Origin of the sequence: Tenacibaculum aestuariivivum (genome assembly GCF_964507685.1) — a bacterium.
Classification (GTDB): Bacteria; Bacteroidota; Bacteroidia; order Flavobacteriales; family Flavobacteriaceae; genus Polaribacter; species Polaribacter aestuariivivum.
Genome location: NZ_OZ208414.1, coordinates 1,481,493 through 1,495,357, shown reverse-complemented (window position 1 = coordinate 1,495,357; position 13,865 = coordinate 1,481,493). Strand labels below are relative to the sequence as shown.

The following is a 13,865-nucleotide window of genomic DNA, read 5'->3' as shown; positions in this document are numbered from 1 at the left end:
GTATTAAGACTACTTCTTAATACTGAGTATTAAATGCTAACTACTAGTTGTATGGCAAATTTAAAAGAAATACGTAACAGGATTACTTCTATAAAATCAACAATGCAAATTACCTCTGCCATGAAAATGGTATCGGCAGCAAAGTTGAAAAAAGCTCAAGATGCAATTACGGCAATGCGCCCATATTCATCTAAGCTTACCGAATTATTACAAAGTTTAAGTGCTACTTTAAATAGTGATGCTAGCAACGTATATTCAACTCAAAAAGAAGTTAAAAATGTTTTGTTAGTTGTAATTACATCAAACAGAGGTTTATGTGGTGGTTTTAATTCTTCTATTGTTAAAAGAACAATTAAAGCAATTGATAATAAGTATAACGGTGTTACTGTAGACCTATTAACAATAGGTAAAAAAGGTCATGATATTTTATCAAAAGAGCATACTGTTATTGACAATAGAAACGATATTTTTGATGATTTAACTTTTGACAACGTGTCTAAAGTTGCAACACAGATAATGGATTTATATGTAGCAGGTTCTTATGAAAGAATCGAGCTAGTATATAATCAGTTTAAAAATGCTGCAACACAAATTCCACAATTAGAGCAGTTTTTACCAATTGAGCCTGTTGAAAGTGATGAAACCGTAACGTTAGAATACCTTTTTGAACCTTCAAAAGAAGAAATTGTTTTAGAGTTAATTCCAAAATCATTAAAAACACAATTGTATAAAGCAATTCGTGATTCATTTGCGTCTGAACATGGTGCTCGTATGACAGCAATGCATAAGGCTACAGACAATGCTACAGAATTACGTGACGAGTTGTTGTTAACTTATAATAAAGCACGACAAGCTGCTATTACTAATGAGATTTTAGAAATTGTTGGAGGTGCTGAAGCATTAAATAATTAGAATATTTATTTTCTTATTATAGGATTCTTATATATTTAAGGTGTCTAAATAAAAAAAACTTGAGTAATATTATATTACTCAAGTTTTTTTTATTTTTAGATTTATATAGTATTGATAAGTATGCTTAATAGCTCATGTGTGGCTATATGATGTTTTTTATAAATTTATTAATTTTGTTATTATAAAGCTAATATTTAATTACAATTAAGCTTATTAAAACAGGTTATAGCTACTTTTTAAGGAAGTTAGTGAATATAATCATTATATTTTAAAGGTGTATTTAAAATTAGCTTTAAGCTTTTAAATATACCTTTACTCTATTAAGTAAATATATATAGTAGTTGTGCTACATTAGTTAATTTAATGCAGAAAAAGGAATTCGTTTTAAAACGAATTCCTTTTTTTATTTGACATGAAATTATTTAAAATAGGTTCTGAAAATATCATTTCCATTAGCAAATAATAGTAAGGCTATCAACATGATAAAACCTACTACTTGTGCGTATTCTAAAAATTTATCACCTGGTTTTTTACCCGTAATCATTTCCCATAAAGTGAAAACTACATGACCTCCATCTAAGGCTGGTATTGGTAATAAATTCGTAACCCCTAACATGATTGATAAGAAAGCAGTAATATTCCAAAAAGTTTCCCAACTAAATTCAGCAGGAAAAATACTTCCAATAGAAATAAAACCACCTAAGCCTTTATAAGCTCCTGTACTAGGAGTAAAAATTTTTTTCATTTGTTTTACATAGCTACTTATAGTAGTCCAAGCTTTAGTTGTACCCGCAGGTATTGCTTCACCAAATGAATAGTTTTTTTCTGCTAATTGATAATAGCCTAATTTTTCTAAATCTTTTAATGATAATTGCCCCACAGCAACGCCTATTTTACCATTTGCTGTAATTTTTACAGGAACGCTTAGGTTTTCAGTGCCTCTTTTAATTGTAAGATTAACTTTTTTACCTTTATTTTTTTCTAATTCAACTTGGGCTTGATCAAAATATTTAGTAGAAACTCCGTTTATAGCAGTAACAATATCTTTAGGTTTTAAATTACTTTTAATATTTGGTGAATCTTCTGCTATTTTAGCAATAACAAAAGGAAGTCGTATGCCAATAAAGCTTCCAGAATTTTTATCTCTATCAAGTAATTTAGAGATAAAATCAGTAGGAATTACTTTTTCAATAACAGTTCCGTTGCGTTCAATAGTATAATTAGTTCCATTAATAAACTCTAAAGGGAGTTCTCCAAATTTTCGAATAGTTTGCCCATCTACTGAAAGTATTTTGTCTCCTGTTTGTAACCCTAAATCTTTTCCTAATTGATCTTGTACCCAAACACCATCCTTTAAGTTTTCATTAGGTAAAAATTTTTCACCATAACCATACATTAAAAAAATGTAAATTAGAATACCTAAAATAAAATTTACAGTTACACCACCTAACATTATTATTAAACGTTGCCATGCCGGTTTAGAACGAAATTCCCATGGTTGCGGAGGTTTATTCATTTGTTCAGTATCCATACTCTCATCAATCATTCCAGCTATTTTTACATAGCCCCCTAACGGAATCCACCCAATACCGTACACTGTATCTCCTATTTTCTTTTTAAATAGTGAAAACTTATAATCAAAAAATAAATAAAATTTTTCAACTTTGGTTTTAAATATTTTGGCAGGAATGAAATGCCCTAATTCGTGTAAAACAATTAAGAGCGATAAGCTTAAAATAAACTGAGATGCTTTTATTAAAATTTCCATAAAGGTGTATATCTGAATTTAAAAATCTGACAAATGTACGTTTTTCAGTAGAGCTGTAAAAGTTTGTATGATAGTAGTCGGTTGGTTTTAACAAACATTTTTAATATTGCAGTATGTAAAGCTTATTTTTAGCTGTATTTTTGTTAAAATTTAAGAAAATGGATTTAAAATTCTTTAAAAAATCAAAGAGTACTTTACTTTTTTTATTAGTTTTTTGTGCAATTGGTATTCCAGTTTTTTATCATTTAGTAAAAGTAGAAGAAAGATTACCTATATATAATCCTGCAGATATAAATCCAAGATTGGTAGATATATCTGTACGTCAAAAATCTAAAAACCATAAAATTGGGGCTTTTAAATTGATTAATCAAAATGGTGATACTATTACCAATGCTAATTATAAAGATAAAATTTATATAGCCGATTTCTTTTTTACCCGCTGTCAGACAATTTGTTTGATTATGGCATATAATATGAACGAATTACAAGCGCATTATAAAAATGATGATGATATTATGTTTTTATCGCATTCGGTAACTCCTGTTATGGATAGCGTTCCTCAATTAAGAAAATACGCCGATGCAAAAGGTGTTATTGATGGAAAGTGGAATGTTACAACTGGTGATAAAAAACATATTTATAACCTTGCACGGAAGCATTATTTTGCTGTTTTAGATGAAGGAGACGGGGGTGAACAGGATTTTGTACACACTGAAAATTTTGTTTTAATTGATAAAAAAGGACAAATAAGAGGTTCGTATGATGGAACAAAAAAAGAAAATATGCAAAAAATTATTGATGATATAACTTTATTAAAACATGAATATATAAAGTAATTAGTTTATTGTAAAAATATCAAAGGTTCTTCTTAAATATATTAACAAGGACCTTTGATATTTAATTGATTAGCATATTTTACTTTAATTTATTTCCATCCTCATCAAAATTTTTGCTAATTTCCTGTTCTGTTTTAATTACAGATACAGCTAAAGATAATAACATAATTGCCATTGGTTGCCAACTTAAATTTTTACTGATAGAAGCAAGTATTAATGTTGAAACAAATGAAATACTCGAATATATTAAAAACTGTTTTGTAAAAAAATTATTTGCAAATTGCCAAATAATATTATTTTTGATGGTTTTATTGGTACGATATCCATAAATAGGATTTATCTTTTTAGGTGGAAAAAAATAAAATATAATACTAAATAAAAATAAAAATCCGTTTACAGATAATACGTAATAATAAGGGTTCATTGTTTAGTTTTTAATTGAAGTTATAATTCCTTTTAATAACATATTCATATCGGCATTTTTAGTAAGTCCGGTACGAACTATCACTAAGTTTTCGTTTGGCAAAATAAATACATTTTGACCTTTATACCCATTAAACGAATACATATTTTTTGGTGCATCATGATAAGTGTTTCCGGCATTCAACCATATTTGAGCACCATAGGTTCCTTTAGATTTTGGAGTAGGTGTTGTGGCATAATTTAACCAATCTTCATCAAAAAGATACGTACCATTCCATTGACCTTTATGTAAATATAAAAGTCCTAGTTTAGCCCAGTCTCTTGCTGTTGCCCATCCATATGAAGAACCTACAAAATTTCCACTCATATCAGTTTCTATTAACATAGAGTTCATCCCAATTTTATCAATTAAAGCACTATACCAATAATTTAAATATTCTTGATGCGTGTTAAATTTACTACGAATAAGTCCTGATATTAAATTAGTGGTACCTGATGAATAGTTCCAAGTTTGGTTAGGTTTGCCTATTAAAGGTTTATTTATTTGGGTTTTAGTCATATCATTTTCTAAAAATAGCATTTTTGTAGCATCACAAATAGTATTATAATCTTCTTTCCATGCTAAACCAGAGTTCATTTGCAATAAATTATGAAGCGTAATATTTTTACGATTGTCATTTTTCCATTCCTCAAATAAATTTGAAGAGTTTACATTTATTTTACCCTCACATTGCATAATTCCAACAATAGTACTTGTAATACTTTTGGTCATAGACCAACCTAATTGTTTTGAGTTTTTATCAAATCCGTTGGCATATTTTTCAGCAATAATTTTATCATTATAAATAACAATAACTGAACGTGTTTTGTTTTTGGAATTAAATAAGGTGTCAATAACTTTGTTTAATTTAAGGTAGTCAATATTTGAAAAAACAGTATCTTTTTGATCTCCATTTCCATACGGAAAAGGAGTAATATTATCAGGTTTACTACGTTTTGGAATTAGCACTTTTTGAGTTGTATCATAATCATCATTAATTAAAACAGCGCCTAACCCCTCACGATAAATCGCTTTTCTTTTTAATAGCCCAAATACCGAACCTGTAGCCGATTTTTCTTCGTAATTTATTTCATCAAAAGTTAAATTAATGGGCGAAAAATCATTGTCAGTTTTATTGGTAAAAGCTAAACTTCTATCCCCTAAAAAAACCGAGGAAGCTGTATTTTTAGCAGAATATCCTGCTAATATATTTAACTTCGGATAATTATAATAAATAATAATACCAAGCAGTACCATAGCAAGTACTAATATTTTTTTTAAATTTTTCATACAAAAGCAGTTTTAACAAATGTAAGAATTTAATTGTTTGGTGTTTATAATTAAAATACAACCCCTACCTTTGTTATAAATATTATTTTTTATGTTTATTGTAGATAAAATTAGAGCTGATTTCCCTATTCTTAACCGACAGGTACACGGAAAAAAATTAGTGTATTTTGATAACGGAGCAACCTCACAAACTCCGCAAGTAGTTATTAACGCTATTGTTGATTATTATTCTAATTATAACGCAAACATTCATAGGGGAGTACACACTTTAAGTCAGGAAGCTACTGATAAGTATGAAGAAGCTCGTATTAAAATTCAAAAACATTTTAATGCAAAACATTCGTATGAAATTATTTTAACCGCAGGAACTACGCACAGTATTAATATTGTTGCTTCAGGATTTTCGACCATTTTAAAAGCAGGAGACGAGGTAATTGTATCTTCATTAGAACATCATTCAAATATTGTTCCTTGGCAAATGCTTTGTGAAAAAACAGGCGCTGTTTTAAAGGTGATTCCGATGGATGAAAATGGTGCGTTAAAAATGGATGTGTATCATGAATTATTAAATTCGAATACTAAATTGGTGTTTTGTAATCATGTATCAAATGCTTTAGGTACTATAAATCCGATTAAAGAAATTATTCATGCAGCTCATAAATTTGGAGCGTATGTTTTAATTGATGGAGCACAAGCAACACCACATTTAAAACCTGATGTTCAAGATTTAGATGTTGATTTTTATGTAGCATCGGCTCATAAAATGTGCGGACCAACAGGAGTTGGATTATTATACGGAAAAGAGGAGTTATTAAATTTATTACCACCATATCAAGGAGGTGGTGAAATGATTGAAACTGTAACTTTTGAAAAAACAACCTATGCAGGTTTACCTCATAAATTTGAAGCAGGAACGCCTAATATTTGTGGAGGAATTGCCTTTGGAGCTGCTATTGACTATATGAATTCAGTTGGTTTTGATAATATTGCCAAACAAGAAAATGAATTACTAGCCTACGGAACACAAGAATTAGAAAAAATTGAAGGCTTAAAAATTTACGGAACAAGTAATAAAGCGGCTGTAATTTCTTTTAATATTGAAGGAATTCATCCGTATGATATTGGTTCTATTTTAGATAAATTAGGCGTAGCAGTTCGTACAGGACACCATTGTGCACAACCGATTATGAATTTTTATTGTATTCCTGGTACTGTTAGAGCTTCGTTTGCTTTTTATAATACAAAAGAAGAAATCGATATTTTAGTAGCATCAGTAAAAAGAGCTAAAATGATGTTGAGTTAAAATATCTTTATAGATAATTGAGTTTTATATATTAAAAAACCTCACAGATTTTTAAATTCTGTGAGGTTTTTGTTATTATATATTATCTAAATATAAAATGGTGTAGAAATGCCTAGCCCCGATTGAAGCAATTGTTTGAGCTCTTTTTTTGATTTTTCTTCAAAAAAAAGCGAGTGCGGAAAGCGGGAAATTGCTTCAAATTATTTTTATAATTCTTTTAATCTTTCGACATAAAAATTTGTAAAACATACCAAAATAAAAGCATCAGCGAAGCAAATAAACCTAATGCTGCAGGTATATAATCATCGGTAGAAAATTTGTTTACCAAGTTAGAAGTTTGATATAAAATAGAACCAGCAGCTAACACACACATTCCTACTGAAAACCATAAACCAAGATTGAACCCGAATAAAGTACCTGCAATAATTAAGGCGATTGCAATAAAAAAGCCAACACTTAATCCTGCTTTTATAAACGAAAAATCTTTTTTTGTGATAAAAACAATAGACGAAATTCCAGCAAATAATCCTAAAGTTACAATTCCTGCTTGTTTAATAATTTCAAAATTATTAGTGTATGAAATTGCCATATAAATAAGCGGAATAAAAATAAAAGCCTCTGCAAATACATAGCCTGAATAGGCTAAATATTGTAAGTTTTTATCAGATGTTTTTAATGCGGTACTTTCAGCATAATTGGTAATTAACATAAAACCACCTAATAATAATAGCCATTTATAACCTTGCGTCATTGATAACGCAAATTCAACGATGGTTGCATTTTGTAATAATAAATATTCAAAAAAAATGAATAATAATACACCTAAACCAACGTGTGCATATGTTTTTTTGTAAAAAGCTACCCTATTAGTTTCAGATGCTTGAGCAACAAGTATTTTGTTGTTAAATGAATTTTTCATAATAAAAATATACGCTTAAATGTGTTTGATATATGTAAAGGTATGTTTTTTAAACGAAATTAAATTTTCTTTTCATTTTTCTGAAAAATATTTTTCATTACTATTTTTTATGTCGAATAACTTCACGTTTCTTTGATTTGTTTTACTTTTATAAAAAATTAAATTATATATTTTGAAAAAAATTAAATTTCCAACACCGCATACTATCTTGTTATTAATAGCTGGTTTAGTAGCTGTTTTAACATGGTTTATTCCTGCGGGTAAGTTTGATACGTTACAATATCAAAAAAGTAATAATTTGTTTACATATTTACATTTAGAGCAAGAGAAAACTATTACAGCAAGTCAAGAAACATTAGCTGAGTTAGGAATTAAAATTCCGCTAGAAAAATTTACTAATGGAGATATTGCTAAGCCAATTAGTGTGCCTGGAACTTATACTAAATTACCATCACAACCTCAAGGAGTTTTGGCTTTTTTTAAATCGCCAATAAAAGGAATTACACAATCATCAGATATTATTTTGTTTGTATTAATTTTAGGAGGTATTATTGGAATTATGAATTTTACGGGTGCCTTTGATGCAGGAATTGCCTGGTTAGCAAAAAAGTTAAAAGGAAAAGAATATTGGTTAATTTTTGTAGTAACTACATTAATTGCTATTGGTGGAACCACATTTGGGTTAGCAGAAGAAACTATAGCGTTTTATCCTATTTTGATTCCTATATTTTTAGCAGCAAATTACGATGCTATTGTAGCTTTAGCTTGCGTTTACATAGGTTCTTCTATAGGTACTATGTGTTCAACAGTAAACCCATTTAGTGTTATTATAGCTTCTGATGCCGCAGGAATTAACTGGACAACAGGTTTTACAGGAAGATTATTAATGTTGATTTTTGGAATAATTATTTGCGTTATTTATATATTACGTTATGCTAATAAAATTCAAAAAGATGCTACAAAATCAATTATTTATGATCAAAAAGAAATGATTGAAAACCTTTTTGGAAGCACTATTTCAAACACACATGTTTTAACAGCAAGCTTACGCATTATTCTAACCATTTTTACGCTTTGTTTTGTGGTAATGATCTACGGGGTTTCTCGTTTAGAATGGTGGTTTGAGGAAATGACGGTAGTTTTTTTAATTGGAGCAATTTTTATTGGGTTTTTAGCAAAAATGAAAGAAGAGAATTTTGTAACAACCTTTATTAAAGGCGCTAACGATTTGTTGGGTGTTGCATTTATTATAGGAATAGCTCGTGGTGTTTCGGTATTGATGGAACAAGGTTTAATTAGTGATACTATTTTACAAAACGCAAGTGAATTTACTACAGGAATGTCTAAAGGAGTTTTTGCTAATGTAATGTTGTTTATTTACTCAGGTTTATCATTTTTTATTCCAAGCTCATCAGGAATGGCAGTGTTAACAATGCCTATTATGTCGCCATTAGCTGATACCGTAGGTGTTGGAAGAGAAGTAATTGTAAATGCATATCAATACGGAATGGGACTTTTTGCTTTTATCAATCCAACAGGGTTAATTTTAGCATCTCTAGCAATTGTTAAAGTGGGTTATGATAAATGGTTGAAATTTGTAATTCCATTAGTTGTTATTTTAACTATTTTTACTATGATTGCTTTAACAATTCAGGTTTATTTTTAGTAGTTAAACGCTTTTTAAATATAGGTGATAAAAATACTCGATAAAAACATGAAATCAACTAAAATAGTAATTGCACACCGTGGTGCATCAGGATATTTACCCGAACATACCATGGAATCAAAAGCAATGGCATATGCTATGAATCCTGATTATATTGAACAAGATTTAGTGCTAAGTAAAGATAACGTGCCTATTGTTATTCATGATATTTATTTAGATGATGTTACCAATGTGGCTACTATTTTTTCTGATAAAAAAAGAGCAGATAATCGTTATTATGTAATTGATTTTACTTTTGATGAATTACAGCAATTACAAGTAACCGAACGATTTGATACCAAAACAGGAAATCAGTTTTATCCGAAACGATTTCCTAAAGGAAAAGGGAATTTTAAACTTCATTCTTTACAACAAGAAATTGAACTTATTCAAGGTTTAAATTATAGTACAAATAAAAATATTGGAATTTATCCAGAGATAAAAAATCCTGATTTTCATCATAAAAATGGAAAAGATATCGCTAAAATAACGTTAGATATTCTTTCTGATTATGGTTACAAAACTAAAAAAGATGCGTGTATTTTTCAATGTTTTGATGCCAAGGAATTAGAAAGAATTCGAAAAGAATTAAAATCTGATTTGTTTTTAGTTCAGTTAATAGAATTTGAAGAAGAAACAAAACAATTAAAACATTTTGCAACTTATGCCGATGGAATAGGACCTTGGTATAAGCAAATTGTAAATAAAAAAAAGGCGGATAAATTTACTTTTACAAGCTTAGTTTCAGAAGCGCATCAACTTGGCTTAAAAGTGCATCCATACACTTTTAGAGCTGATAGTTTAGACGAATTTTCTTCGTTTGAAGAAATGATGCAAGTATTATTTTTTGAAGCGAATATTGATGGTGGTTTTACTGATTTTCCTGATAAAATGGTCGCTTTTTTAAATGATAATTAACTTTTTAAGATTATTCTTTTTCTTGATTACCAATATCTTTTATCAAAGAAAAAGCAAAATAAATAATAAAACCACCACTTAATACAATACAAATCCACATAAAAATAGTGGTTTGCCAAAAAGGTGTGTTTTTAGGCAATACGGTTTTATTTTTGTTTTTAGAAAATGATGTAATACTTGTTTCTGCAATGTTTTTTGTTGTCGATGAAATAAAATTCCCTAAATCGTACGACGGTTTTGTTAACGTAGAATCAACTATTATTTTGTAATTATTTGCTTTTTTTAAATTAGCAATTAAATAAATTGGCTTTTGAAATAACTGAATATTTTCTATTACTAAAGCAGGATTATCTTTATTTTCAATTTCTATAATAAATTCTTTTTCATTTAAATTATTAAAGGTAAATGAGTTTTTATTTTTAGAATTTAATTGAAAAGAAGCGATAGTTTTAGTGTAAGTTTCTACACGTTTTTTAATTTTTCGTTCTCTTTTTACAAGAATTTTAGTGTTTCTTAGAAAAAAATCGGAATCAATTTTAAAAGAAATACTATTTATTTTATGCGAATTTGTAGCCGTAAATTTAAGTTGTGTAACCTTTTTCTTTTTTTCGGTAGCAATCAATTCTTGTTTGTACTGATTTATTTCAATAGCATTTTGAGTGAAAATTTTACTTTTATAAATTCCTGCTTCTAAAATATTTATAGGTAATGAGTTTTTATCATTAAAATTGAGGCGTAAAAAAGGATAGGTATTTAAAGGGAAATTAATAGTTTGCTCTAAAAATATTTTTCCTGAAGCTGTTTTTTTAGGCAAACTTAAAGGTGATAAAATACGATTAGAAATTAATCCAAACCAGTCAGAACTATTGTCACTTCCGTACACATTATAGCTTTTTCTTATTTTTGTATTGGTTATTTTTAGTGTAATACTAGCTATTTTTTCTGCGGATTTATTTTCTATTATAATTGACGTTACAGAATCTTTAATAACATTTTTTGATGCTATTTTAAGTTGCTTAAAAGTTGAGAATTTTTTGTCATTATTATAAATTAAAACATACGGAACATCATTTTTTAATGAATCTTTAATTCTTAAAAAATTGTAATTTTCATTGCTAACAGCTCTAACTTTTAGAGGTAGCATTATTTTATGTAAACCGTTTTCATCTATCGAATTAATACTACCTGTATAATTTTGAGCAAAAGTAGTAAGAGAAATAAAAAAGGTAATTAATAAACTATATTTCATCATCTATATTTTTATTTTCGGTGGTTTCATCAACAACCAATTTTTTTAATTTTTGATACACAAAAGAAATTATCAATATTAAAACTCCTAATAATATAAAGGCGATAATTTTTCCTGTTTCCGAAACGTTTTTAATATCGTAGATAAAAAGCTTCAAAATAGTGAATCCAAGTAATGAAAGTGCGATTACTCGTAAGTTTTTCCATTGTTTTTTTATCCCAATAATTAAAAAGATAAAAGAAAAAACTCCCCAAAGTATTGGATAACCTATTTTAATAATTTGTGTTTTTGTCGCTGATATTTGGCTATGTACAAAATTACTTTTAGCGTAAAAATCATTTTCTGATTCAGAGAATTTTTCAGATAAAGCTACTGTATCAACAGAATTTGAAAGATGTAAACCATGTATCATTATTTCATTACTTAAAATATATACAATGGCAAAAGTAAATATCCAAGGTAACCATTTACGTTGTTTTGGTTTTATCTTAAATAATAAATCGGATGTCTTATATAATTGATATCCAAAATAAATTAAACAACTTAAAATGATATAATGAAAGTAAAAAGCATAGTTTGTATTCGTGTTTTCTACGAAGTTTTCAATTAATTCGTTTGCTGGTAATTTGTAAAAATTAATAATATAAAGTGTTGTTGAAACAATACCTACAACTAAAACTCCCTTTGTAATATTTTTATTTTTTAATATTGATGCTGTATATAATACGGTAGTAATAAATATAAAATGATAGGTAACAGGAAAAGATAAGGCAGAAAAAGTGTTCTTTAAATATTGATAAGCTTGATAATTTACTTCTAAAATACCCGTAAAATAAGTTATTAAAATATTGATAATTAAAAGTATATTTCGATAAGAATTAATATTTATAGAAAAGTGTTTTATAAAGATTTCTTTCTCTTTTTTTAATAACCAATATGTTAAAAATAGCGAACCACTAACTACTAAACCAGCAATAAATAACGGGTTTAAAATGATATTTAAATCTTCTGTAAAATTGTATTTTTCCCAATCTAAAAATAAACTGATAAGTGTTAAAACTTGTATTATAAATCCACCAATTTTAAAGGTGTTTATTTTTGATTTTTGAGATAGCCAAAATAATAAAACAGCTTCCGAAGCCCAGAAAAGAGTAATAATATTACCTTTAAATTGAATTGGAATTGTTAAGGTAACAAAAGTTAAAGCAAGTCCAATTAATAAGTAAATAGCGTTTTTATCTAATCCAAATTTTTTATATAAAACAGTAGCGTAAGCAATGTTATAAAGTGCCAATAACAAGGTGAATAACCCTGTTAAATTTGATTCTAAATCATTTAAAATTAACATTCCTAAACCGAAAAACACAAAGGTATTTGCCACTAAAATAAAATATTCTATCGTAGAAAACACCCCTTTATTTCTAAGGTTATTTAAAACAATAGTGATGCTAAATATAAAATAGAATAAGGTTGCAAAAATTAAAGCTCCTGAATGTGAAAATGTGTTGCTACCTATTTTTAAACCACACCAACTTCCGAATAATATTGTTGTAAATATAAAAGATAATATTGTTGAAATTCGCCATTTTTTAAAATAAGAAATTCCTAATATTCCGATGTTTAAAATAGCAATGTAAGTAAATAATACTACGTAATTACCTTCACCCGTACTTACCATAAATGGTGCTGAAAACCCACCAATTAATGATAAAACAGCTAGTTCTTGTCGGTTATAAGAAACCGCAACAAGTGTACTGAAAATAGTTATTACCGTCATAATAGCAAAAGCTACCGTTTGACTAAATAACTGATATTCATGAAAAGCAATATAAATAGTAAAGTAAAAAATACTAATAGCTCCCGCTACTAAAACAGAACTAAAAGAGGTGTAATTTTTCTTTAATTTATGAGCAATTGCCATAATTAATGAACCACATAAAAAACCAATTCCAACTCTTGCAGGTTCGTTTATCCAATCTTTATCGATTGCATATTTTACAAAAAAACTAATTCCTAATACTAAAATTAAGATTCCAAGTTTATTGATTAAGTTTTCACCGATAAATTTTTCTAAATCAGGATTTTTATCTTTAAATCGTTCAAAAAATGATTTTTTAGGAATTGATATTATGGTCTTTTTAATCGGTTTTTCTATTATTTTTTTATCCTCTAAAATAGGATTGACTTTTAAGGAATCAGTAATAGGAGGTATTATAATTTTCTCTTTTTTAGGAGTAGTAATTATCGGAGTTACTATTTTTTCTTCTTCGGATGCTACATTTTTATTAGCTATAACGGTGTTTTTTGAAAAAATTTCTTTTTGTAAATCTGCAATTGTTTTATTGAGTTGCTCAAATTTTTTGTTGATATTTTTATTAAGGATGTAAAATCCTATTAATAAGATTAGTAGTAGGAATCCTTCCATAAAATATTTTTGAATTTTAGCTCAAATGTAAGTTATTAAAACTACATAAAATTAGCAAAAAAACCGTTCTAAATTTA

Annotated in this window: 11 protein-coding genes; 5 read left to right on the top strand and 6 right to left on the bottom strand. The window is 27.7% G+C overall.

Translation table 11 applies throughout. The features are described from left to right. Positions 1-51: 51 nt before the first annotated feature. Positions 52-912 (top strand): ATP synthase F1 subunit gamma, encoded by an 861-nt coding sequence (atpG, locus tag ACN5J4_RS06600; protein WP_418649224.1) that lies wholly within the window; start codon positions 52-54, stop codon positions 910-912. Positions 913-1,330: 418 nt separating this feature from the next. Here the strand turns inward: atpG and rseP are convergent, their stop codons facing one another. Next, complete coding sequence (gene rseP, locus ACN5J4_RS06595) at positions 1,331-2,680, bottom strand: RIP metalloprotease RseP (RefSeq protein WP_418649223.1); 1,350 nt, start codon at positions 2,678-2,680, stop codon at positions 1,331-1,333. Between the two features lie 158 nt (positions 2,681-2,838). Here rseP and ACN5J4_RS06590 point away from each other — a divergent pair, with 158 nt between their 5' ends. Further along, a complete protein-coding gene (locus tag ACN5J4_RS06590; RefSeq protein WP_418649222.1) occupies positions 2,839-3,516 on the top strand; it encodes an SCO family protein in 678 nt (225 codons plus the stop codon). Between the two features lie 79 nt (positions 3,517-3,595). Here the strand turns inward: ACN5J4_RS06590 and ACN5J4_RS06585 are convergent, their stop codons facing one another. Together ACN5J4_RS06585 and ACN5J4_RS06580 are read right to left on the bottom strand one after the other, a co-directional pair. Beyond that, positions 3,596-3,940, bottom strand: coding sequence for an SdpI family protein (locus ACN5J4_RS06585; RefSeq protein ID WP_418649221.1), 345 nt, complete (start codon positions 3,938-3,940; stop codon positions 3,596-3,598). 3 nt (positions 3,941-3,943) lie between these two features. Then, the gene (locus ACN5J4_RS06580; RefSeq protein ID WP_418649220.1) at positions 3,944-5,269 is read right to left on the bottom strand and encodes a serine hydrolase domain-containing protein; all 1,326 of its coding nucleotides are present in this window, start codon (positions 5,267-5,269) and stop codon (positions 3,944-3,946) included. A 91-nt stretch (positions 5,270-5,360) separates the two neighbouring features. On the opposite strand from ACN5J4_RS06580, the gene ACN5J4_RS06575 reads away from it, so the two are divergent. After that, entirely contained in the window at positions 5,361-6,572 is a 1,212-nt protein-coding gene (locus tag ACN5J4_RS06575) for an aminotransferase class V-fold PLP-dependent enzyme (protein ID WP_418649219.1), read from the top strand. A 217-nt stretch (positions 6,573-6,789) separates the two neighbouring features. Here the strand turns inward: ACN5J4_RS06575 and ACN5J4_RS06570 are convergent, their stop codons facing one another. Then, positions 6,790-7,491, bottom strand: coding sequence for a Bax inhibitor-1 family protein (locus ACN5J4_RS06570; RefSeq protein ID WP_418649218.1), 702 nt, complete (start codon positions 7,489-7,491; stop codon positions 6,790-6,792). 172 nt (positions 7,492-7,663) lie between these two features. On the opposite strand from ACN5J4_RS06570, the gene ACN5J4_RS06565 reads away from it, so the two are divergent. Beyond that, the gene (locus ACN5J4_RS06565; protein WP_418649217.1) at positions 7,664-9,157 is read left to right on the top strand and encodes a YfcC family protein; all 1,494 of its coding nucleotides are present in this window, start codon (positions 7,664-7,666) and stop codon (positions 9,155-9,157) included. A 48-nt stretch (positions 9,158-9,205) separates the two neighbouring features. Then, a complete protein-coding gene (gene glpQ / locus ACN5J4_RS06560) occupies positions 9,206-10,114 on the top strand; it encodes a glycerophosphodiester phosphodiesterase (RefSeq protein WP_418649216.1) in 909 nt (302 codons plus the stop codon). Positions 10,115-10,124: 10 nt separating this feature from the next. Here glpQ and ACN5J4_RS06555 read toward each other — a convergent pair whose 3' ends face one another. Further along, positions 10,125-11,366 (bottom strand): hypothetical protein, encoded by a 1,242-nt coding sequence (locus tag ACN5J4_RS06555; RefSeq protein WP_418649215.1) that lies wholly within the window; start codon positions 11,364-11,366, stop codon positions 10,125-10,127. Next, positions 11,353-13,788: a DUF2339 domain-containing protein gene (locus ACN5J4_RS06550; RefSeq protein WP_418649214.1), complete on the bottom strand. Its 2,436-nt coding sequence runs from the start codon at positions 13,786-13,788 to the stop codon at positions 11,353-11,355. Before ACN5J4_RS06550 ends, ACN5J4_RS06555 begins: the two co-directional genes overlap by 14 nt. Positions 13,789-13,865 lie beyond the last annotated feature (77 nt).